23 protein-coding genes are annotated in these 21,667 nt (G+C 71.6%); 15 read left to right on the plus strand and 8 right to left on the minus strand.

The genetic code is table 11. The features are described 5' to 3' along the window. Nucleotides 1-94: 94 nt before the first annotated feature. A complete protein-coding gene (locus ACIBD9_RS16750; protein ID WP_238660968.1) occupies nt 95-448 on the plus strand; it encodes a GtrA family protein in 354 nt (117 codons plus the stop codon). 64 nt (nt 449-512) lie between these two features. Here the strand turns inward: ACIBD9_RS16750 and arc are convergent, their stop codons facing one another. Continuing rightward, nucleotides 513-2,297 (minus strand): proteasome ATPase, encoded by a 1,785-nt coding sequence (gene arc / locus ACIBD9_RS16755; protein WP_030332887.1) that lies wholly within the window; start codon nt 2,295-2,297, stop codon nt 513-515. A 178-nt stretch (nt 2,298-2,475) separates the two neighbouring features. Here arc and ACIBD9_RS16760 point away from each other — a divergent pair, with 178 nt between their 5' ends. After that, nucleotides 2,476-2,769: a ferredoxin gene (locus ACIBD9_RS16760; protein ID WP_387170389.1), complete on the plus strand. Its 294-nt coding sequence runs from the start codon at nt 2,476-2,478 to the stop codon at nt 2,767-2,769. A gap of 49 nt (nt 2,770-2,818) precedes the next feature. Here the strand turns inward: ACIBD9_RS16760 and ACIBD9_RS16765 are convergent, their stop codons facing one another. The 3 genes from ACIBD9_RS16765 to ACIBD9_RS16775 are packed head-to-tail and all read right to left on the minus strand — an operon-like array spanning nt 2,819 to nt 5,527. Beyond that, nucleotides 2,819-3,391, minus strand: coding sequence for a hypothetical protein (locus tag ACIBD9_RS16765; protein WP_091408625.1), 573 nt, complete (start codon nt 3,389-3,391; stop codon nt 2,819-2,821). A gap of 46 nt (nt 3,392-3,437) precedes the next feature. Then, nucleotides 3,438-4,439: a tRNA (adenine-N1)-methyltransferase gene (locus tag ACIBD9_RS16770; protein WP_396718513.1), complete on the minus strand. Its 1,002-nt coding sequence runs from the start codon at nt 4,437-4,439 to the stop codon at nt 3,438-3,440. After that, nucleotides 4,436-5,527 (minus strand): M50 family metallopeptidase, encoded by a 1,092-nt coding sequence (locus tag ACIBD9_RS16775; RefSeq protein ID WP_396718861.1) that lies wholly within the window; start codon nt 5,525-5,527, stop codon nt 4,436-4,438. The genes ACIBD9_RS16770 and ACIBD9_RS16775 overlap by 4 nt, the downstream gene beginning before the upstream one ends. A 140-nt stretch (nt 5,528-5,667) precedes the next feature. Here ACIBD9_RS16775 and ACIBD9_RS16780 point away from each other — a divergent pair, with 140 nt between their 5' ends. The 5 genes from ACIBD9_RS16780 (at nt 5,668) to ACIBD9_RS16800 (ending at nt 11,694) form a co-directional block, all read left to right on the plus strand. Further along, nucleotides 5,668-6,582, plus strand: a complete 915-nt coding sequence (locus ACIBD9_RS16780) for a PD-(D/E)XK nuclease family protein (protein WP_238661266.1) — start codon at nt 5,668-5,670, stop codon at nt 6,580-6,582. A 212-nt stretch (nt 6,583-6,794) separates the two neighbouring features. After that, a complete protein-coding gene (locus ACIBD9_RS16785) occupies nt 6,795-7,481 on the plus strand; it encodes a response regulator transcription factor (RefSeq protein ID WP_112673568.1) in 687 nt (228 codons plus the stop codon). A 354-nt stretch (nt 7,482-7,835) separates the two neighbouring features. Further along, nucleotides 7,836-8,603 (plus strand): ABC transporter ATP-binding protein, encoded by a 768-nt coding sequence (locus tag ACIBD9_RS16790; RefSeq protein WP_124771116.1) that lies wholly within the window; start codon nt 7,836-7,838, stop codon nt 8,601-8,603. After that, on the plus strand, nt 8,603-11,158 hold the full coding sequence (locus tag ACIBD9_RS16795) for an ABC transporter permease (protein WP_396718518.1): 2,556 nt from the start codon (nt 8,603-8,605) through the stop codon (nt 11,156-11,158). The genes ACIBD9_RS16790 and ACIBD9_RS16795 overlap by 1 nt, the downstream gene beginning before the upstream one ends. Before the next feature lie 158 nt (nt 11,159-11,316). Continuing rightward, nucleotides 11,317-11,694 carry a carboxymuconolactone decarboxylase family protein gene (locus ACIBD9_RS16800; protein ID WP_396718521.1) on the plus strand — a complete coding sequence of 126 codons (378 nt, stop codon included), beginning with the start codon at nt 11,317-11,319 and terminating at the stop codon, nt 11,692-11,694. Between the two features lie 14 nt (nt 11,695-11,708). Here ACIBD9_RS16800 and ACIBD9_RS16805 read toward each other — a convergent pair whose 3' ends face one another. Together ACIBD9_RS16805 and ACIBD9_RS16810 are read right to left on the minus strand one after the other, a co-directional pair. Continuing rightward, complete coding sequence (locus ACIBD9_RS16805; protein WP_396718863.1) at nt 11,709-12,365, minus strand: HAD family hydrolase; 657 nt, start codon at nt 12,363-12,365, stop codon at nt 11,709-11,711. Nucleotides 12,366-12,485: 120 nt separating this feature from the next. Beyond that, nucleotides 12,486-13,229 carry a neutral zinc metallopeptidase gene (locus ACIBD9_RS16810; protein WP_396718524.1) on the minus strand — a complete coding sequence of 248 codons (744 nt, stop codon included), beginning with the start codon at nt 13,227-13,229 and terminating at the stop codon, nt 12,486-12,488. Nucleotides 13,230-13,538: 309 nt separating this feature from the next. Here ACIBD9_RS16810 and ACIBD9_RS16815 point away from each other — a divergent pair, with 309 nt between their 5' ends. Both ACIBD9_RS16815 and ACIBD9_RS16820 read left to right on the plus strand, forming a co-directional pair. After that, complete coding sequence (locus ACIBD9_RS16815) at nt 13,539-13,931, plus strand: YciI family protein (RefSeq protein ID WP_396718864.1); 393 nt, start codon at nt 13,539-13,541, stop codon at nt 13,929-13,931. A gap of 4 nt (nt 13,932-13,935) precedes the next feature. Beyond that, the gene (locus ACIBD9_RS16820) at nt 13,936-15,192 is read left to right on the plus strand and encodes an RNA polymerase sigma factor (protein WP_396718526.1); all 1,257 of its coding nucleotides are present in this window, start codon (nt 13,936-13,938) and stop codon (nt 15,190-15,192) included. Between the two features lie 86 nt (nt 15,193-15,278). Here the strand turns inward: ACIBD9_RS16820 and ACIBD9_RS16825 are convergent, their stop codons facing one another. Further along, nucleotides 15,279-16,379 carry a calcium:proton antiporter gene (locus tag ACIBD9_RS16825; protein ID WP_387169829.1) on the minus strand — a complete coding sequence of 367 codons (1,101 nt, stop codon included), beginning with the start codon at nt 16,377-16,379 and terminating at the stop codon, nt 15,279-15,281. 111 nt (nt 16,380-16,490) lie between these two features. On the opposite strand from ACIBD9_RS16825, the gene ACIBD9_RS16830 reads away from it, so the two are divergent. Then, nucleotides 16,491-16,853 carry a metalloregulator ArsR/SmtB family transcription factor gene (locus ACIBD9_RS16830; protein ID WP_396718529.1) on the plus strand — a complete coding sequence of 121 codons (363 nt, stop codon included), beginning with the start codon at nt 16,491-16,493 and terminating at the stop codon, nt 16,851-16,853. Next, nucleotides 16,850-17,353, plus strand: coding sequence for an SRPBCC family protein (locus ACIBD9_RS16835; RefSeq protein ID WP_396718532.1), 504 nt, complete (start codon nt 16,850-16,852; stop codon nt 17,351-17,353). The genes ACIBD9_RS16830 and ACIBD9_RS16835 overlap by 4 nt, the downstream gene beginning before the upstream one ends. Here ACIBD9_RS16835 and mug read toward each other — a convergent pair. Continuing rightward, entirely contained in the window at nt 17,350-17,919 is a 570-nt protein-coding gene (gene mug, locus ACIBD9_RS16840) for a G/U mismatch-specific DNA glycosylase (RefSeq protein ID WP_396718866.1), read from the minus strand. The genes ACIBD9_RS16835 and mug overlap by 4 nt on opposite strands. A 62-nt stretch (nt 17,920-17,981) precedes the next feature. Here mug and ACIBD9_RS16845 point away from each other — a divergent pair, with 62 nt between their 5' ends. The 4 genes from ACIBD9_RS16845 to ACIBD9_RS16860 all read left to right on the plus strand — a co-directional run bounded on the left by ACIBD9_RS16845 (nt 17,982) and on the right by ACIBD9_RS16860 (nt 21,634). Continuing rightward, on the plus strand, nt 17,982-18,725 hold the full coding sequence (locus tag ACIBD9_RS16845) for an SAM-dependent methyltransferase (RefSeq protein ID WP_396718534.1): 744 nt from the start codon (nt 17,982-17,984) through the stop codon (nt 18,723-18,725). 203 nt (nt 18,726-18,928) lie between these two features. Further along, entirely contained in the window at nt 18,929-19,243 is a 315-nt protein-coding gene (locus ACIBD9_RS16850) for a hypothetical protein (protein ID WP_396718536.1), read from the plus strand. A gap of 87 nt (nt 19,244-19,330) precedes the next feature. Further along, nucleotides 19,331-20,041: an alpha/beta fold hydrolase gene (locus ACIBD9_RS16855; protein ID WP_396718538.1), complete on the plus strand. Its 711-nt coding sequence runs from the start codon at nt 19,331-19,333 to the stop codon at nt 20,039-20,041. A gap of 453 nt (nt 20,042-20,494) precedes the next feature. Continuing rightward, on the plus strand, nt 20,495-21,634 hold the full coding sequence (locus ACIBD9_RS16860; RefSeq protein ID WP_396718868.1) for a ThuA domain-containing protein: 1,140 nt from the start codon (nt 20,495-20,497) through the stop codon (nt 21,632-21,634). Nucleotides 21,635-21,667 lie beyond the last annotated feature (33 nt).

Here is a 21,667-nt window from a genome sequence, read left to right on the forward strand (position 1 = left end):
CCTCGTCGTCCTCACCGCTCCGGGTCCCCCCTTGGAGAACTCTTTGCTGTCACCTGTTGCCGATTCCGTCCGCCACCTGTCCCGACACAGTGCTGTGCGGTTCCTGGTCGTCGGGGGCCTGAGCGTTGCCGTGGACACGGGGTCACTCTTCGTTTACCACGGAGTTCTCCGGATTGTCCTACCGGTTGCGGCCGCCCTGTCGTTCCTGACCTCGTTCTGGGTCAACTTCGGGCTGAACCGGGCGTGGTCGTTCGGCTCGTCCGCGCAGATGGTGCCGCAGGTGGGGCGCTACTTCGCGCTGGTCCTCGCCAACCTGACCGCGAACGTGGTGCTGGTGTCCGCGTTGACCTGGGCGGGCACGCCGTACCTGCTGGCGAAGTTGCTGGTCACGGCGTCGCTGTCGGCGGCGAACTACGTGGTGTCGAAGCGGTGGATCTTCGCTGCGTGACCGGCTCCTGACCTACCCGCAGCGAGGGTGTCCGCCGTTACGGCGGACACCCTCGCTGTTGGGGTCAGAGGTACTGGCCGGTGTTGCTGGCGGTCTCGATGGACCGCCCGGCCTCGGCGCCCTTGCCGCCGGAGACGAGCGTGCGGATGTAGACGATCCGCTCGCCCTTCTTGCCGGAGATGCGCGCCCAGTCGTCGGGGTTGGTGGTGTTGGGGAGATCTTCGTTCTCGCGGAACTCGTCGACGCAGGCATCGAGCAGGTGCTGCAGGCGCAGCCCCTTGCGGCCCGAGGTGAGGAACTCCTTGATGGCCATCTTCTTGCTCCGGTCGACGATGTTCTGGATCATCGCGCCGGAGTTGAAGTCCTTGAAGTAGAGGACTTCCTTGTCACCGTTGGCGTAGGTGACCTCGAGGAACCGGTTCTCCTCGGTCTCGGAGTACATCCGCAGCACCACGGCGTCGATCATCGCCGCGACGGTGGCCTGGGGGTCGGTGCCGTGTTCGGCCAGGTCGTCCGGGTGCAGGGGCAGCCCGGAGAGGATGTACTTGGAGAAGATGTCCTTGGCCGCTTCGGCGTCCGGTCGCTCGATCTTGATCTTCACGTCGAGGCGACCGGGGCGCAGGATCGCCGGGTCGATCATGTCTTCCCGGTTGGAGGCGCCGATGACGATGACGTTCTCCAGCCCCTCCACGCCGTCGATCTCGCTGAGCAGCTGCGGGACGATGGTGTTCTCCACGTCGGAGGAGACACCCGAGCCGCGGGTCCGGAAGATCGAGTCCATCTCGTCGAAGAACACGATCACCGGCGTGCCCTCGCCGGCCTTCTCCCGGGCGCGCTGGAAGATCAGCCGGATGTGCCGCTCGGTCTCACCGACGTACTTGTTGAGCAGCTCCGGGCCCTTGATGTTGAGGAAGAAGCTGGTGTGCTTCTCCTTGCCCTGGCGTTCGGCGATCTTCTTGGCCAGCGAGTTGGCCACGGCCTTGGCGATGAGCGTCTTACCGCAGCCGGGCGGACCGTAGAGCAGGATGCCCTTGGGCGGGCGGAGCTGGTGCTCACGGAACAGGTCCGCGTGCAGGAACGGCAACTCCACCGCGTCGCGGATCTGCTCGATCTGCGACTGGAGGCCGCCGATGTCGCCGTAGTCGACGTCGGGCACCTCCTCCAGGACCAGCTCCTCGACCTCGCTCTTCGGGATCCGCTCGTACGCGTACGCCGAGCGGGGCTCGATCATGAGCGAGTCGCCGGCCCGGATCGCCGAGCCGATGAGCGTCTCGGCGAGGTGCACGATGCGCTCCTCGTCGGAGTGGGAGACCACCAGCGCCCGGTCGCCCGGCCCGCCGTTCGGCCCCTCCAGGATCTCCTTGAGCATCACCACCTCGCCGACCCGCTCGTAGCCGAACGCGTCGACGATGTTGAGCGCGTCGTTGAGCAGGACCTCCTGGCCGCGCCGCAGGTCACCCACGTCGAGCGAGGGCGAGACCGCGACCCGTAGTTTGCGGCCGCCGGTGAAGACGTCCACCGTGCCGTCCTCGTGCTTGGCCAGGAAGACTCCGTAACCGCTCGGCGGTTGCGCGAGCCGGTCGATCTCCTCCTTGAGCGTCACGATCTGCGTGCGAGCTTCCTTGAGGGTGCTCACCAGCCGGTCGTTGTTCTCGGTCAGCCGCGCCAACTGTGCCTGGGTGGCCGCCAGCCGCTCTTCGAGCTGCCGGACGTGTCGGGGGCTTTCGGTCAACTTGCGCCGCACCAGGGCGAGTTCCTCTTGCAGGAACGCGACCTGCGTGGAGAGATCGTGGGCTTCCTTCTCCCACCGTGCGGCGCGCGAGTCCGCGTCGTCGCTACGTGCTGCCACGTCCCACCTCCCCGGGGGGCTTGAACGTTCTGCCCTAACACTAGCCGCTATGAGGCCGATTCGGTCCCACGCAACACCCTCGTCACCGAACCTTGATCGCCAAGGGTGGCCTGACGGGCCGTTACCGGCGTTCGGGTACCGTCGAGGCGTGGCACGGGAGAACATGGGGGGTGCACAGGTGGCGGAGGTCGCGACCGACGAGTTGCAGGTCTGGGTCGACCAGGATCTCTGCACGGGCGACGGGCTCTGCGTGCAGTACGCACCGGAGGTTTTCGAGTTCGACATCGACGGCCTGGCCTACGTCAAGGGCGTCGACGGTGAGCTGCGGATGGCCCCGGGCAGCCGGGTCGACGTCCCCGCGCACCTACGACTCGAGGTGATCGACTCCGCGAAGGAGTGCCCGGGCGACTGCATCCACGTGGTGCGCGGCGACGGCGTCGAGGTCGCCGGCCCGGAGGCCGAGGAAGACTGACCCACCGGCCGGGCCGCACGGCCCGGCCGGGTCCAGATCGGGGTACGCCTCAGAGCATCGGACGGCCGACGACCGAGGCGACCAACCGCGCGAACTCCTCCAACCGGGCGATCTGCCCGGCCCCGCCGTCGTCGAGGGTCTTGCCGAAGCGCAGCGCGTCGTGCCGGGGTGTGCCGGCCATCTCCTCGCTCGGCGGCGCCTCGTCCAACGAGGTGAGCAGCAGGTAGACGTCGATGCTGTCGACCCGGATCTCGCCGCTCTCGGCACGGTTGAGCCGCCGCCGGCAGCCCACCTCGGTGACGGTGGAGACCGGCACCACCCGCAGCGACGAGGTCATCGAGCCCGGCGGGCCCTCCTCCGGCGGTACGTCCTCGCCGTGCCAGAGGATGAGCCGGCTGCCGTCGCAGACGACGACCTCCTGCCACACCCCGTTGACCTCGTTGACGAAGCGTTCCAGGGTGAAGCCGAGCACCGACGCGCCGCGCAGCACGCCGCCGAGCGCCTCCAGGGCGACGTCCGGGTCGCGCAGGTAGGCCCGCGCCGCCGACTCCAGGTCCTGGTAGGGCGACCAGTCGGGAAAGACCGCGGGGAGGTCTCCACCGCCGTAGCCCGGTCGGCTCATGCCAGCGTCTCCCCCTGGTCGGCGGTGCCGACACCCAGCTCGATGGTCACGGCCTGTCCATCTCCCCCGCACCGTTGGCTTGCGCGCCTGCCGCCTGGGCGGCCGCGGCCTGTCGGGCGGCCTCCGCCTCGCGCAGGTCCTGGCGGCGCTGCGCGTACGCCTCGGTGCCCTTGCTGGGCTTGCGCCGGCGCGGCGGCGCGGTGACCCCCGGGGCCAGCTTGCGCGCGGACACCAGGAAGGCGGTGTGCGCGATCATCCGGTGGTCCGGGCGGACGGCGAGCCCTTCGGCGTGCCAGTCGCGCACCAGGGACTCCCAGGCCCGCGGCTCGGTCCAGCCGCCGCGCTCACGCAGCGCCTCCACCAGCTCGGAGAGTTGCGGTGTGGTGGCGACGTAGCCGATGAACACCCCACCGGGCACCAGCGCGCGCTCGACCATGTCGAGGGTCTCCCAGGGGGTCAACATGTCCAGGATGATCCGGTCGAAGCCGGTCTCCTGGCACTGCGCGACGTCGCCGACGTGCAGGTTCCACGAGGGGTGCGGGCCGTTGAAGAACGCCTCGACGTTGCGCTTGGCGATCTGGGCGAAGTCGTCGCGCAGCTCGAACGAGTGCAGCTCGCCCTCGGTGCCGACGGCGCGCAGCAGGGAGCAGCTCAGCGCGCCGGAGCCGGCGCCGGCCTCGAGGACCTTCGCGCCGGGGAAGATGTCGCCCATCGCGACGATCTGCGCGGAGTCCTTCGGGTAGATCACCTGGGCGCCGCGCGGCATGGACAGCACGTAGTCCGACAGGAGCGGCCGCAGGGCCAGGAACGCGGTGCCGCCACCGGCGGTGGTCACCACGCTGCCGTCGGGGAGCCCGATCAGCGTGTCGTGCGCCAGGATGCCGCGGTGGGTGTGGAACTCCTTGCCGGGCTCCAGCGTCACGGTGTGCATCCGCCCCTTGGGGTCGGTCAGCTGGACCCGGTCGCCGGGCCGGAACGGGCCCCGGTGCACGGGTGTCAGCGCCGGGTTGGCGGGGTCGGCGGCGACGGTGGAGGGAGTTGCGGTCACGGTGTCATCTTCCGGTTGGGTTCGAGGAGCTGTGCCAGGTCCGCGATGTGCAGAATGCCGACGACATCTTCGCCTGACGTCACCACGTACTGCGCGCCCGGGTGGGTCTGTACGGCCTCCATCACCCGCTCGCCGTCCCACCCGACCGGCAAGGTGGGAAGTGTGCCCAGTGACCGGGCGACGGCGTCCACCGCCAGCCACGGTCGGCGCTCGACGGGCACCGCGTCGGCGGCGGCCGGGTCGACAAGCGCCACCGGTCGACCGGTGGAGTCGGTGACCAGCAGCGCGGAGCCGGGCTGCCCGCTCTCGGCGTGTCGGCGCTGGGCCTCCGCCAGTGGCGTACCGGTGGTCACCGGCCAGGCCGGGCGGGCCAGCCGGGCGAGGTCGATCAGCGGGAACCGGCGACTGACCCGGGCGGCCCGGATCGACTGACCGGCGCCGCGCCAGAGGGTGACGGCGACCAGCAGCATCAGCGGCAGTGCCAGCGGCGCCAGCCGCCGCTCGACGGTGAGGAGCAGGACCAGGGCCGCGGTGGCGACGGCGACGACCCGGCCGGCCCACCCGGCGACCTCGGTGCCGAGGTGCCGGTCGCGGGTCAGCCCCCAGACGGCGGCGCGCAGCGCCCGGCCGCCGTCGAGCGGCAGCCCGGGCAGGCTGTTGAACAGCGCGACGATGACGTTGCTGACCGCGAGCTGGAAGGCGAGCTGGTGCGCCACGGTCCCCTCGGGCAGGGCCAGCGTGGCGGCGACGGCCGCGACGCCGAGCACCGCGGAGACCGCCGGGCCGGCCAGCGAGACCAGCAGGTCGACGCGGGGCGACGGGGCGTCCCGGTCCATCTCGGTGTAGCCGCCGAGCAGCTCCAGGGTGATCCCGCGCACACCGATGCCGTAGCGCCGGGCGGTGAGGGCGTGGCCCAGCTCGTGCAGCAGCACCGAGCCGAGCAGCGACACGACGAACCCGAACCCGATCAGGTAGCCGCTGAGCTGCGGCAGGTCCAGTTGTCGGCGGGCGAACTCGCCGTACAGCACCGCGATGAGCACCGCGAGCAGGACCATGGAGCCGTTGAGGTGCAGTGGCACCCCGAACACCCGGCCGACGTTCAGGCCGAGGCGTCGGTCTGGTCGGCGCGGCGGCCGGGTTGTCTGCTCCATCGCCACGATGCTACGGACCGTCGCTGTGTGGGGCGGGCGGCGGTCGGTGTCACACCGGTGCCCTAACCTTTGCCGACATGACGGCGGAATCGGTCACCACCTCCCAACCCTCCCCCGCGGTGCAGGCGCCGCCGACGGTGCGGGCCTCGCTGTCCCCGTCGCGGGCGGCGGATTTCAAGACCTGCCCGCTGCTCTACCGGTTCCGCAGCATCGACCGGCTGCCCGAGCGCACCACCATCGAGCAGGCCCGGGGCACGTTGGTGCACGCGGTGCTGGAGCGCCTGTTCGACCTGCCCGCCACCGGCCGCACACCGGAGGCGGCCGGCGACCTGGTGGCCCCCCAGTGGGACCGGCTGGTCACCGAGCAGCCGGAGCTGGCCGGGATCTTCGACGGCGCGGAGCCGGCCGGCCCGGTGGAGTTCCTCCGCTCCGCCGCCGGGCTGTTGCAGGGTTACTTCGCGGTGGAGGACCCGACCCGGCTGGAGCCGGCCGAACGAGAGAGCCTGATCTCCGCGGTCGTCGACGAGGAGTTGCTGATCCGGGGTTATCTCGACCGGCTCGACGTCGCTCCGGACGGCGCGCTGCGGGTGGTCGACTACAAGACCGGCGGCGCTCCACGGGAGGCGTTCGAGGCGCGGGCGCTGTTCCAGCTGAAGTTCTACGCCCTGGTGCTGTGGCGCACCCGGGGGGTGGTGCCCCGGGTGCTGCGGCTGCTCTACCTGCGCGACGCCGAGGTGTTGGATTACACCCCGGACGCCGACGAGCTGGTCCGCTTCGAGCGCACCGTGGTGGCGCTGTGGCGGGCGATCGAGCAGGCCACCGCCCGGCAGGATTTTCGGCCCCGGCCGAGCCGGCTCTGTGACTGGTGCAGCCACCAGGCGCTCTGCCCCAGCTTCGGCGGCACGCCGCCGCCGTTCCCGGTCGCCGCGGCGAGCGCCGACCCGCTGCGCGACTCCCGCTCCACCCCGGTGGCGCCGGGCGCCGACGAGTGACGGCCTCCTGACCGACGTGCACGCCCGGCGCGGCGACTCAGGCCGCCGGGACCGCCGGCCGCACGCCGACACCGCTGAAGACCCGACCGCAGCGGTGCCGTCGCGGTCGGGACAGGGCGACCGGCCGGCCTCTACGGTGATCCGCGACGCACCGGCTCCCGTACGCGAGGATGACCGGTGCGTGTCACGACGTCGGCGGGACGGGAGACGGAATGAGCGATCAGGCGCCCTCGGCGCGGCCGGTGCGGATCCTGCTCGCCGACGACCAGCCGCTGCTGCGGACCGGGTTCCGGATGGTGCTGGGCGCCGAGAGCGACCTGGACGTGGTGGCCGAGGCCGGTGACGGCGTGGAGGCGGTGGAGCTGTCCCGCCGGTTGCTGCCCGACGTCGTGCTGATGGACATCCGGATGCCCCGGATGGACGGGGTGGCGGCGACCCGGGCGATCGTCGACGCCCGACTGCCGGTGCGGGTGCTGGTGCTCACCACCTTCGACCTGGACGAGTACGTGGTGGGCGCGTTGCGGGCCGGCGCCAGCGGGTTCCTGGCCAAGGACGTGCCGGCCGAGGATCTGATCGCGGCGATCCGCACGGTCGCCGGCGGGGACGCGGTGGTGACACCTCGGATCCTGCGGCGCCTGCTGGACCGCTTCGCGGAGCTGCTGCCCGACCCGGCGGCGACACCGTCGGCAGCGCTGAACGCGCTCACCGACCGCGAGCGCGAGGTGCTCGTGCAGGTCGCCCGGGGGCTGTCCAACGCCGAGATCGCGACGGTCCTGTCGGTGAGCGAGACCACCATCAAGACGCACGTCGGACACGTGCTGACGAAGCTGCGGCTGCGCGACCGGGTGCAGGCGGTGGTGCTGGCGTACGAGTCGGGGCTGGTCCGCCCTCGGGCGTAGCCGCAGCGGCCCGGGTACCTCACTCGGCGTACTCGAAGATCCCTCCGTGGGGGGACGGCCGCCGTTGCCGTCGTCACCTACCGTGACCGGAGACGGCCTGGTTCGGTTGACCCTCCTGTGGCGTCAGGTGCAAGTGTCGGTGCTGCCGCCGGACGCCGGGGGAAAAGCGGTCGACCGGCCGTCGACTCAGGGGCAACCCTGATCAGACATGGGGGTGCACCCGCAGCGGGAAATCCGCGCCGGGTCCCCCCAGGGTTGGACGGAACGGGCGTACGCAGCACCGATGATTGAACAGTCGCGCCGGACCATCGGGGGGCGGCGTGCATTTTCGGACAGACGGAAGAGGTAGATGACGTGACCGCGACGGTAGGCCAGCAGGCGCAGGCCGCGGCCCGGGCGAACGACGTGTGGAAGGTGTACGGCAGCGGCGAGGCTCAGGTCATCGCGCTGCGGGGGGTCAGCGCGGAGTTCGAACGTGGCCGCTTCACCGCGATCATGGGCCCCTCGGGTTCCGGTAAGTCGACGCTGATGCACTGCCTGGCCGGTCTGGACTCGGTGACCCGGGGGACGGTGGCGATCGGTGAGACGACCGTCACGGGGCTGGGCGACGCGGGGCTGACGAAGCTGCGACGCGACAAGGTGGGCTTCATCTTCCAGCAGTTCAACCTGCTGCCGACGCTGACCGCCAAGGAGAACATCCTGCTGCCGCTGTCGATCGCCGGGCGCAAGCCGGACCCGGCCTGGTACGACACGGTGATCGAGACGGTGGGTCTGAAGGACCGGCTGGACCACCGGCCGGCGCAGCTCTCCGGCGGGCAGCAGCAGCGGGTGGCGTGCGCGCGGGCGCTGGTCTCCCGCCCCGAGGTGATCTTCGCGGACGAGCCGACCGGCAACCTGGACTCGCGCTCCGGTGCGGAGGTGCTCAACTTCCTGCGTAACTCGGTGCGGGAGCACGGCCAGACCATCGTGATGGTCACCCACGACCCGACGGCCGCCGCGTACGCCGACCGGGTGGTCTTCCTCGCCGACGGTGAGATCGTCTCGGAGCTGATCGAGCCGACCGCCGAGACGGTGCTGGACACCATGAAGAAGCTGGACACTCCGGCCGAGGTGGGCAACTGATGTTCCGCGCGACGCTGAAGAGTCTGCTGGCCCGTAAGGTCCGGCTGATCCTGTCCGGCCTGGCGGTGGTGCTCGGGGTGATGTTCGTCTCCGGCGCGTTCGTGCTCACCGACACGCTGGGGCGCTCCTTCGACTCGGTCTTCGCCGACGGTTTCTCCGAGATCGACGTGAACGTCGCGGCGAAGCCGAAGGTGCAGGTCAACGAGATGGAGGGCGAGCAGACCGTCGCCCCGCTGCCGGCCGCCCTGGTGGACCGGGTGAAGCAGGTGCCGGGGGCGGCCTCGGCGACGGGTGTCGTCAACGCCGACGGCGCCCGGGTGATCGGCAGCAACGGCAAGGTGGTCACCTCGTTCGGCCCGCCGCAGTTGGGCGAGAACTGGACCGGCGAGAGTGAGCTGCTGCAGCTGCGTGAGGGGCGCGCGCCGCAGGCCGAGGACGAGATCGTCATCAACAAGGCGTTGGCCACGGCCGCGAAGGTGCAGGTCGGCCAGAAGGTCGGCGTGCTCACCGCGTTCGAGTCGAAGAAGCGGGACTTCACGCTGGTCGGCGTGTTCGGCTACAGCGGTGACCGGGACTCGATCGGCGGGGTCAACGAGGTCTTCTTCACCACGCCGGTGGCGCAGCGGCTGATGCTGGGCGAGCCGGACGTGTTCAGCAGCATCACCGTGCAGGCCGCCGACGGGGTCTCCGACGAGAAACTGCGCGACGACGTGGCCCGCACCCTGGGCGCGGACTTCGAGGTGAAGACCGGCGAGCAGGTGGCCGCGGACGCCTCGGCCAGCCTCAAGGAGGGCCTGTCCTTCTTCAACAAGATCCTGCTCGGCTTCGCCGCGGTGGCGCTGCTGGTGGGTACCTTCCTGATCCTCAACACCTTCTCGATCATCGTGGCGCAGCGGACCCGGGAGTTGGCGCTGATGCGCGCCATCGGGGCCAGCGGCCGGCAGATCATCGGTTCGGTGGTACTGGAGGCCATCGCGGTGGGTCTGATCGCGTCGGTGCTCGGCCTCGCGGCCGGCATCGGGGTGGGCGCGCTGCTGGCGTTCCTGTTCGGCAAGCTCGCCGGTGGGCTCACCCTGGCCGGGATCGGTGTGCCGGCGGCCGCGGTGATCGGTTCGTTCGGCGTCGGTCTGGTGATCACCGTGGTGGCGGCGCTGCTGCCGGCGCTGCGGGCGTCCCGGATCCCGCCGATCGCGGCCATGCAGGACGTGGCCACCCCGGACCGGCCGTTGACCAAGGTCACCGTGGCCGGGTCGCTGGTCACCGGCGTCGGTGCGGTGCTGCTGTTCCTCGGGCTCAGCGGCAACGCCGGCGGTCAGACGCTGGCCACCATCCTCGGTGGGGTGCTGTTCGCCTTCATCGGGGTGGCGTTGCTGACCCCGCTGATCAGCCGGCCGGTGGTGAGCCTGCTCGGCGCGATCTTCTCCTGGTCGGTGCCGGGCAAGCTGGGCCGGCTCAACTCCGGGCGCAACCCGCGCCGTACGGCGATCACGGCCGCCGCGCTGATGGTCGGCATCGCGCTGGTCACCGGCGTCACGGTGATCCTCGACTCGGCCAAGGGCAGCATCAGCGCGCTCGCCAAGGACACCATCAAGGCGGAGCTGGTGATCGCTGGCCAGCAGGGCGGCCCGCGTCCGCCGACCTTCGACCCGGGGGTACTGGACCGGGCCAAGGCCCTGCCCGGTGTGCGGATGGTCGACGGCGAGTACGGCGACATGGGGCGGATCGACGGCGAGAGCACCTGGGTCGCCGCGAGCAGCGACATCGCGTCGCTGCGGCAGATCTTCGGCGCGAAGCCCACCGCCGGTGACATCGACCGGCTCGGGCCGACCCAGATGCTCGCCAGCTCCGACACGGCCACCTCCCGTGGCTGGTCGGTGGGCTCCACGGTCAACGTGCAGCTGACCCGGGGCGAGGCACGCACCTACACGATCAGCGGCATCTACGAGTCGTCGCAGCTGACCAACCCGGTGACCCTGCCGGCGACCGCGGCGAAGGACTTCGCCATCCCGCAGCCCATCCAGGGCTTCATCCAGCTTGCCCCGGGCACCCGGGTGTCCGACGTTCAGCCGCAGGTGGAAGCGTTGCTCGCGGACAGCCCCGAGGTGTCGGTGGCCGACCGGGACGCGTTCATCAAGCAGCAGACCAGTTCGCTCGACGGACTGCTCACGATGATCCAGATCCTGCTCGCGCTGGCCATCGTGATCGCCGTTCTGGGCATCATCAACACCCTGGCCCTGTCGGTGCTGGAGCGGACCCGCGAGTTGGGTCTGCTGCGGGCGATCGGCCTACGCCGGTCGCAGACCATGGGCATGATCACCGTGGAGGCGGTGGTGATCTCGGTGTTCGGCGCACTGCTCGGCGTGGCGGTGGGCACCGGCCTCGGCGCCGCGGTGGTCGAGGCCCTCAAGGACGAGGGCATCACCGACCTGATCCTGCCCTGGGGGCAGATGGGTGTCTTCCTCGGTCTCGCCGCCATCATCGGCGTGGTGGCCGCGGTGCTCCCGGCCGTCCGGGCGGCCCGGATCAACGTCCTGGGCGCCATCGCCCACGACTGATCGGCACTACCGAGGCCCCCGGTCGCCATCCGCGCGGCTGGGGGCCTCGGCCTGTCCCATTCGCCCTCGGCCGCCCGGAGGCGACTGTCAGGCTGGTGCTGCCGGCAGGGCGCCGGCCCGCCCGCGACCCGGGCGGCCGCAGAGCCGGGGCCGGTGACATGACCGATCAGGACGCGTACCAGCGGGCACTCGACAACGCCGAGCGGCTGCTCGGCCAGCCGTTGGTCCTGCCGCTCGGCGAGGGTGAGCCGTCGGTGGGGCACGACTTTCGTCGTCTCGCCACCGAGCAGACCTTCGGCGCGGCGTGGCCCCGCGAGGGCCTGGACCTGCGCAGCCGGTGCCTGGTCTCGGTGGCGATCGCCGCCGCCCTCGGCACCCACGAGCCGCTGCGCGGGCAGTTGCGCATCGCGTTGACCTCGGGCGTGACCAGGGAGGAGATCGTCGAGCTGTTCATCCACCTGGCCGCGTACGCGGGTGCCGCGCGGGCATTCGACAGCTATCAGGTGGTCGCCGCGGTCTTCGCCGAGCGCCAGTGACCGCGCCGGGCTTGTCAGCCGGTCGCCGCGGCCCGATCGGTCAGCAGCGCCGCGAGCAGCTCCAGGTCCACGCCGGTCAGGCTCTCCACCTGGTGTACGCCGACAGTGCTCGGCAAAGCCACCTCCGCCGGTACGGCCAGCACCGCCGCGCCGGAGGCGAGCGCGCTGGCCACCCCGGTCGGTGAGTCCTCGATCGCGACGCAGCGCTCGATCGGCACACCCAGCAGCCGGGCCGCGGTCAGGTAGGGCTCGGGGTGCGGCTTGGCCGCCACCACCTCGTCGCCGGCGACCACCGTGTCGAAGTTGTCCCGACCGAGGGTGTCCAGGGCGATCTCGACCAGCGCCCGAGGGCTGGAGGTGACCAGCGCCGTGGGGATTCCCGCCGTGCGGACCGCGCGCAACAGGTCGAACGCCCCCGGCCGCCAGCGCAGACCGGTCCGGAACAGTTCCAGGATCCGGGCGTTGATCCACGCCGCGCTGATCTCCGGATCCCGTTCGGGCTGCCCCAGGTCGTCGTGCAGGATGCGCATCGACTCGGCCATGGCGGTGCCGATGATCGACTGGCGGGCGTCGTCGGAGAGCTTCCCGCCGTACTCCTTCGCGAGTTCCTGCAACGCGACGTCCCACAGCTTCTCGCTGTCGACCAGCGTGCCGTCCATGTCGAAGAGCACAGCGGCGGGGTGATGGCTGCTCAGCGGAACCTCCAGGGTCGTGACCGACACCGCGATCCTGCCAGCAGCGCCGGTGGCCGGTGGCGGCAACGGGCGCCAGGGTGATCCGGGCAACCTCACTCAGCCCAGGTCGCACTCCTTCAGGGAGCCCTCGTAACCCCGGAAGAACATGTCGGTGCGCTGCTCGGCGGTGCCGTGCGCCCCTTCCGCGAACCACGGCTGGTCCGGGTCGTCGCCGACCGCCGCCACCCCCTCCCGGAACTCGTCCAGGTCGCCTTCGGCGAGGGTCAGGGCACGCGAGCGCACCGAGTCGCCAAGGTACGCCCCGGCCATGCAGTCGGCCTGCAACTCCTGCTGGATGGTGAAGCTGTAGTTGATGCCGAGGCGCACCTGGATGCCGTGCGCGTACTCGTGCCCGAGCAGGTAGAACACGAACGCGTCGCCGACCTGGCGGAACGCCGCCACCGACCAGGCGATGTCGTACGCGATGAAGTCGCCCTGCGAGCAGTAGACGGCGTTGTTGCGGGGCAACGGCTGGCCGCCGCAGGACACCTCGCCGTCACGCTGGTACGGGGTGATCCGCCGGATCGGTCGGAACCGTTGCCCGGACTCCTTGAACTGGGCCGCCCAGTACCGCTCGGCGACCTCCTGCGCGTCGGCGACGTCCTGCTTGAACTCGGCGACGCTTGTGGTGCTGTCGGCCCGGGTGGTGCTGGGCCCCGGCGAGGCGGCCGAGGGTTTAGCCCCGGGGCGTTCGGCCTCCGGCTCGGCCAGCCCACCGCCGGCGCAGGCGAGGGAGACCAGGGCGGCGATCAGCAGTCCCGCCAACGGGCCCCGCGCGTCGCGTCCGAACCGTGCGCCCACTGTGCCTCCCCAGACATCTGGTGCTCGTGCTGGTAGTACCCCGACGACACGACCGAAACGCCCGTCACCGGTTCCACGCACGGCGCTGCCGCACGGTTCACGCCCTGGCCCCGGGTGGGCCGCATCCCGTTGATCATGAGGTTAGCGTCATCCCACTCGGCGTGTCGTGACGCTAACTTCATGATCAACGGTTCGGGTGGGGGAGGTAGGCCCGGGGGTGTGTCCGGGTGGGGGGGTTGGGGTTCGACGTTTCCTGTGGGGGCGTCGGGGTGGCGCTCCTGGCAGGAGGAGGGAAGAACCGTGAAGTACATGATTTTGCTCTACGGGTCGCAGCAGGACTATGACGTGCTGTCGGGGCGGGCTTCCGAGCGGCCGGCGATGTCGGCCGAGCAGATCGCGGCGATGCACCAGCACATGGAGACGTTCCACCAGGCGCTGGCCGAGTCCGGGGAGTTGGTCGACGCCCGAGGGCTGAGCGAGCCGGTGCACGCCCGCCGGGTGCAGGTGCGCGAGGGGGCGCCCGTGGTCACCGACGGCCCGTACCCGGAGACGCAGGAGGTCCTCGCCGGTTACACCATCGTGGAGTGCGCCAGCTTCGACCGGGCCACCGAGATCGCCGCCGGCCTGGTCGACCCGGACGCCCCCGGCGGGTACGTGGACGTGCGGCCGGTGCTCGACGGTGTCGAGGACCTGGCCGGCTGAGCCAGTGCCGGAGAATCCCGCCGAGGACCTGCTGCGCGAGCTGGCGCCGCAGGTCCTCGGCGCGCTGGTCCGCCGCTACGGGCACTTCGACACGGCCGAGGACGCGGTGCAGGAGGCGCTGATCGCCGCGGCGGACCGTTGGCCGCGCGACGGCGTGCCGGACAATCCTCGTGGCTGGCTGATCACCGTGGCGTCCCGTCGGCTGACCGACCTGCTGCGTCGCGAGCAGGCCCGGATGCGGCGGGAGGACACGGTGGCCCGGTGGGTGCTACCGGAGCAGTGGCGTGCCCCCGCCGCCGACCGCCCACCGGCGGACGCCGACGACACGCTCATCCTGCTGTTCCTGTGCTGCCACCCGGCGCTGTCGGCGGCGTCGCAGATCGCGCTCACCCTGCGGGCGGTGGGCGGGTTGAGCACCGCCGAGGTGGCGCGCGCGTTCCTGGTGCCGGAGGCGACGATGACCCGGCGGATCAGTCGGGGCAAGCAGCGGATCCGCGACAGTGGGCTGCGGTTCGCGCCGCCCACCGGCGCGGAGCGCGCCGACCGGCTCGCCGCCGTGCTGCACGTGCTCTACCTGATCTTCACCGAGGGGTACGCCCGCACGGCCGGGCCCGGGTTGCTGCGCGCCGACCTGACCGCCGAGGCGATCCGGCTGACCCGCCTGGTGCGCCGGCTGGTCCCGGAGGACCCGGAGGTCACCGGGCTGCTCGCGTTGATGCTGCTCACCGACGCCCGGGCGCCTGCGCGGATCGGCCCGCACGGCGAGCTGGTGCCGATGGCCGAGCAGGACCGCGCCCGGTGGCGGGCCGACCAGATCGCCGAGGGGGTCGAGCTGATCACCGGGGCGCTGCCGCGCGGGGTGGTCGGGGCGTACCAACTCCAGGCGGCCATCGCGGCCGTGCACGACGAGGCAACCAGCGCGGCGGCCACCGACTGGGCGCAGATCACCGCGCTGTACGAGGTGCTCCTCGGAATGTCCGACAACCCGGTGGTGGCGCTCAACCACGCGGTGGCGGTGGCGATGAGCCGGGGCGCGCCGGCCGGGTTGGCGCTGCTCGCCGACCTGGCCGACGATCCCCGTCTCGCCGACGACCCGCGACTGCCGGCCGCCCGCGCTCACCTGTGGGAGCTGGAGGGTGATCGGGTCGCGGCGCGGGAGGCGTACCGGATGGCTGCGACGCGCTCGACGAACCTGGCGCAGCAGCGCTACCTGAACGCCCGCGCGGAGCGCCTCGCGGGCGACCCGCCGCCCGCCGGCTGACCGGCGGGCCGTGTGGGCCACGCGGGCCGGCAGGCCATGCGGGTCACGGGCTGAGCGGGCAGGGGCTGAGCTGGCGGCGGTGCGGGTCAGGGGCTGGCGGCCAGGAAGACGAAGGCGGCCAGCAACACCAGGTGTACGCCGCCCTGCAACACGTTGGCCCGGCCGGGCACCACGGTGAGGACGGCGGTCACGGCGGTGAGCGCGAGCAGTGCGAGCTGGGTGCCGCCGAGGCCGAGCAGCAGCGGGCCGTCCAGCCAGATCGAGGCGATCGCGATGGCCGGGATGGTCAGGCCGATGCTGGCCATCGCCGAGCCGAGCGCGAGGTTCAGGCTGATCTGCACGCGGTCGCGGCGGGCGGCGCGGGCGGCGGCCAGTGTCTCCGGCAGCAGCACCAGCAGGGCGATGATCACGCCGACGAACGCGTGCGGCAGGTTCGCCGCGGCGACGCCGGCCTCGATGGTCGGGGAGACGGTCTTGGCGTCGCCGACCACCGCGACCAGCGCCACCAGCAGCAGCCCCAGGCTGACCAGCGCCGCCCGGGTGGTCGGCGGCTTGGCGTGCTCCTCCGCGTCGATCACCTGACCCCGGCTGTCGACCGGCAGGAAGTAGTCGCGGTGCCGGCCGGTCTGCACGAGCACGAACAGCCCGTAGAGGGCCAGCGACGCGACGGCGGCGAAGGCGAGCTGGGCCGGGCTGAACTCCGGGCCGGGCCGGGCCGTGGTGAAGGTCGGGATGACCAGACTCAGGGTGGCCAGGGTGATCACGGTAGCCAGGGCTCCGCCGGTGCCCTCCGGGTTGAACACCGCGACGCGACGGCGCAGCGCCCCGAGCAGCAGGGAGAGGCCGAGTATCCCGTTGCAGGTGATCATGACGGCGGCGAAGACGGTGTCCCTGGCGAGCGACTGGGTCTTCTCCGGTCCGCTGATCATCAGCGTGACGATGAGCGCGACCTCGATCACGGTGACCGCGACGGCGAGCACCAGCGACCCGTACGGCTCCCCCACCCGGTGGGCGACCACCTCCGCGTGGTGCACGGCCGCCAGCACGGCACCGCCCAGCAGCAGCGCGACCACCACGATGATCGGGCCGGGCAGGTTCCGCCCCCAGGTGAGGATCAACACCAGCACAGCGAGCACGGGTACGGCGACGGTCCAGTCGGTCAGGCGGGAGCGAAGCAGGGCGGCCATGCCGTCCAGGGTGCCAGGTCAGGTGATCATGTGCCCACCATCGACGCAGCGTTCTGCGGTGTCCGAGGTCCACAACCGGCAGACCCGTAACCTGTAGGTTACGCTTCTCGGGTGGATGAGGTGGCCGTCGCGATCGCGGACCCGGTACGGCGGCACATCCTGACCATGTTGCGCGACGAACCCCTCTCCGCCGGCGACATCGCCCAGCGGTTCACGATCAGCCGACCCGCCATCAGCCGCCACCTGCGGGTGCTTCGCGAGAGCGGGCTGGTCCGTGACGAGCTGGTCGGACGGCAGCGGATCTACCGGCTCGACCCGGGCCCGCTCGCCCCGCTGCTCGACTGGCTCACCGCGCTCACCACTGTCGACAGGTGGGAACGGCACCTCGACGCGTTGGAGACCGAGGTCTATCGCACCCGCCGAGAGCGCCGCAGCCGCGGCCCGGCGGAACACCGAAGGGAGCACACGGCATGACCCGCACACCCGCCGGACGCCTGTTTCGCACCGCCACCGGGCACGATCTCGTCCTCACTCGGACCTTCCGCGCCCCGGTGGCGGATGTCTGGGCCAGCTTGACCGAGCCCGAACGCACGGCCCGCTGGTTCGGCCCGTGGGAGGGCGAGGCCGGGCCCGGACGGACCATCCGGGTCCAGATGGCGTACGAGGAGGAGCAGCCCTGGTGTGAGGTGCGCATCGACGCGTGCGAACCGCTCCAGCGCCTCGCCGTGTCGATGGTCGACAGCTACGGCAGCTGGCTGCTGGAGCTGTCGCTGACCGAAACCGGCGGCACCACCGAGCTGCGGTTCGTGCAGCACCTGAGCAGCGTGGAGGGCATCGCCGAGGTGGGCGCCGGTTGGGAGTACTACCTGGACCTGCTGGTCGCCTCCCGGGACGGCTCACCCCGCCCGGAGTTCGACGAGTACCACCCGGCGATGCAGCCGTACTACCAGGGGCTGGTCGCCGCCGCCGGCTAGGAGTCGAGCTCCCGCCTCAGCTTGGCGAACTCGGCGGTCAACGCCGGCAGGGGGAAGTGCGCGTTCAGGCCGCTGGGGTTCGGCAGCACCCAGACCCGGGCCGGGCCCAGCCGCTCCGGTCGCGGGCCCAGCGCGGCCTCCGGGCGGGCGAAGGCGATCCGGTACGCGGTCACCCCGAGGATCGCCACCCAACGCGGCCGGTAGCGCTCGGCCTTTACCGCCAACCCGGTCACCCCGGCCACCAACTCCTCCGACGTCAGTTCGGCGGCGCGGGCGGTGGCCCGGTTGCTCAGGCTGGTGATGCCCAGGCCCTGCCGCAGCAGCTCGTCGCGTTCCCACGAGTGCAGCTGGCGGTCGGTGAAGCCGGCCCCGTGCAGGGCCGGCCAGAATCGGCTGCCGCGGCGGGCGAAGGGCTCCCCCACCGCGGCCGAGTAGAGGCCCGGGTTGTAGCCGCAGAACAGCACGCGCAGCCCGGGGCCGATGATGTCCGGCAGACCTCGGCCGGCCGCCGCCGCCACCTCCTGCGGGGTCGGCCGCCGCGGCGGCCTCGCGCGCTCCGCGTCCACCCCACCGATCCTGCCGTACGCCCCGGTGTCGGGCTCGGCGCACGGCTTGACACCCTCAACGGATGCAGTCAACCGACCACCTCGCCGCCAGCCGTTACGCGCGGATGCGCTGGAACACTCCGCTCTCGCCGGAGCACGCCGCGTTGCTGCTGCAACGGCTCGACGTCCGCCCGGGCGCGCGCGTGCTCGACCTCGGCTGCGGCTGGGGTGAGCTGTTGCTGCGGGCGGTGGCCGCCGGCGGTGTGTCCGGCCCGGTCGCCACCCGGGGCGTCGGCGTCGACACCGACGAGGCCGCGCTCGCCCGGGGGCGGCGGCTGGCCGCGGGTCGGTCGCTGAACCGGCACGTCGCGTTCGTGATGGGGGAAGCGGCGGCCTGGCAGGAGCCGGCCGACCGGGTCCTCTGCATCGGCTCGGCCCACGCCTTCGGCGGCACCGAGGCCGCCCTCGACGCCCTCGCCGCCGTGGTCCGGCCCGGTGGGCGGCTGCTGTTCGGCGACGCCTACTGGGAACGGTCGCCCACGGCGGAGATCGCCGAGGTCTTCGGCCCGGACGTCCCGAGCCTCCCCGGGCTGGTCGAGGCCGCCCGCGAGCGGGGCTGGCGGCTGCTGCACCTGAGCACCGCCGACCAGCGGGAATGGGACGACTTCGAGTCCACCTGGCTTGCCGGCCGGCAGGAGTGGCTGCTGGCGTACCCGGAGGATCCCCGTGCGGCCGACGTCCGTGCGGAACTCGACGACCGGTTGCGCCAGTACGTCGAGGGTTACCGAGGTGTCCTGGGCCTCGCCTACCTCGTTCTCGGCCGCTGACGGTCCGTCGTTGACGCCGCTGGCCACGCTGCGCGTGGTGAGCGCCGGACCTCGTCCCGCCCTGCACTGGCGGATCCTCGTCGTGGTCACCGGCACCGTACTGGTGTGGCTGTTCCTGGGCGCCCTGCTCGACCGTGACTACGACCGACCCACGCATGTGGTCGGGGCGGTCCTCACCACCGCTGTCGTCGTACCCCTGGTGGTTGTCGCCCGTCGCGTCCTGGACCGACGCCCCTGGGCCGGCGCTCTTCTTCGTCTTCGCGCTGCTCCTGGGTGCCTTCCGCGCCGCCACCGGCGACATCTGGGCCGGCATCGGCCTGCACGTGGCCTTCCAGACGGTCGCTCAGCTGTTCGGCGACGTCGGAGCGGTCTTCGACGTGGTCGGCGCGGACGTCCTGGGAGTCGTGGCCATGGGGGCCATTCCGTTCTCGGTCAGCTGGCTGGTCCTGCGATACCGCTACCGGGACCACCTGAACTGGCGCGCCCTCGCACCGGGCCCGGTGCGCCAGAGCGGCTGAAGCCTCGGCGTTTGGCCCACCGGCCCCACCGGAAAGGGGAAGAGTGGCAGGCGAGAGCTGTCGTCGGCCGCGTGCGGAGGTTTTCAGGTGAGCGACACATCTTCGGCCCAGCCGGCCCGCAACGTCGTCCTGGTCCACGGCGCGTACGCCGACGGCTCCTCCTGGTCCGACGTCATCCCGCTGCTGCAGCGGGCCGGGCTGACGGTCACCGCGGTGCAGAACCCGCTGACCTCCCTGACCGACGACGTCGCGGCCACCAACCGTGCCCTGGACCGGCAGGACGGCCCGACGGTGCTGGTGGGCCACTCCTGGGCCGGCACAATCATCAGCGAGGCCGGCAACCACCCGAGGGTCACCGCCCTGGTGTACGTCGCGGCCCGCGCGCCGGACGCCGGCGAGGACTACGCCGCGCTCGCGGCGAAGTACCCCACGCCGCCGGCGAACGCCGGCCTCGTGCACCACGACGGGTACGCGCAGCTCAGCGAGAGCGCTTTCCTGGCCGACTTCGCCGGGGGAATCGAGGAAACCCGCGCTCGCGCCCTCTACGCGGTGCAGGGCCCGATCGCCAAGGACCTCTTCCACGGCCGCACGACGGCGGCCGCCTGGCGGGACCGACCCTGCTACTACTCGATCTCCACGCAGGACCGCACGACCGCGCCGGAGCTGGAGCGGTTTCTGGCCGACCGGATGAACGCGACGACCATCGAGGTCGAATCGTCGCATCTCGCCATGGTGACCCACCCGGAGACGATCGCCGACCTCATTCTGATGGCGACCCGGGGCACCGGACCAGCGTAGGCGCGCAGTGGCCGTCCTCTCGACCAGCTCGCGGACCGGCAGCACCACGAGTTGCCCCACGGGCGGTTCTCGATAGTCGACGGTGGCCATGCCATCGACCATACGTCATACGTCTCACCTCCACACCGCCGCCGGCCGTGCGCGGACGTCCTCGGGCCCGACCACGTGGGCTTGACGGGGCGTAGACATCGGAGGTTTACTGCGTCAACGATGCCAGTCGATGAATTCTGACCGTCCATTGTGGGCGGTTCGAAATCGTCGGCTGATTGCACCCGCCCCATCCCCCACCACCCCGCACCACCTCAGCCGAGCATCGGCGGCCCGGCTTCCGCACCACCGCCATCGCGGCCTCCGGCATGCCCGTGTGCACAGCCTGAGGTCGACGCTCAGCAGAGGAGCAAGACCATGCGTTCCCGTCCCCGCCTGTTGGCACTCGTCACCGGCCTGGCCGTCATGCTGGCCAGCCTGGTCGCCCTGCCGACCCCCGCCTCGGCGGCACCACTGACCAAGGTCCTGGTGTTCAGCAAGACCGCCGGCTTCCGGCACTCGTCGATCCCCAACGGCATCGCCGCGATCCAGCAGCTCGGCTCGGCCAACGGCTTCACCGTGACCTCGACCGAGGACGCCGCCCAGTTCACCACCTCCAACCTGGCCCAGTACCAGGCGGTGGTGTTCCTGTCGACGACCGGCGACGTCCTCAACGCCAGCCAGCAGACGGCGTTCGAGTCGTACATCGCCGCCGGTGGTGGCTACGTCGGCGTGCACGCCGCCGCCGACACCGAGTACAGCTGGCCGTGGTACGGCTCGCTTGTCGGTGCGTGGTTCGACTCGCACCCGGCGATCCAGACGGCGACCGTGAAGATCGAGGACCAGACCAACCCGTCGACCGCGCACCTCGGCACCACCTGGGTCCGTTCGGACGAGTGGTACAACTACCGCACCAACCCCCGGTCCAGCGCGCGGGTCCTGGCCAGCCTGGACGAGTCGTCCTACAGCGGCGGCAACATGAGCGGCGACCACCCGATCACCTGGTGCAAGGCGTACGGCGGCGGGCGTGCCTGGTACACCGGCCTCGGGCACACCGAGGCGTCGTACACCGACCCGAACTTCACCAGGATGCTGCTCGGTGGCCTCCAGGTCGCCGCGGGCTCCGTGACGGCCGACTGCTCGCCGCGCACCACCACCCCGCCGCCCACCGCCAGCGGTTCCACCCTGCGGGCCCGCGCCAACAACCAGTACGTGAGCGCGCCCAACGCCACCACCGCGCTGATCGCCAACAAGGCCAGCGTCGGCACCACCGAGCGGTTCGACCTGGTCAACCTCGCCAACGGCAACGTGGCGCTGCGCGCCAAGGGCAACGGGCAGTTCGTCGCGGCCGAGAACGCCGGGGCCGCCGCGCTGATCGCCAACCGGGCCACCGCCGGCGCCTGGGAGACGTTCCAGCTCGTCCGCAACTCCGACGGCACGGTGAGCCTGCGGGCCACGGTGAACAACCGCTACGTCGCCGCCGACAACGCGGGCGCCTCCCCGCTGATCGCCAACCGGACCTCCATCGGTCAGTGGGAGAAGTTCGACCTGGTCACCACCAACTGACCTGGTCCCCCCGCTCGCTCTCCACCACCACCT

Origin of the sequence: Micromonospora sp. NPDC050784 (genome assembly GCF_044456765.1) — a bacterium.
GTDB classification, from domain to species: Bacteria; Actinomycetota; Actinomycetes; order Mycobacteriales; family Micromonosporaceae; genus Micromonospora; species Micromonospora foliorum.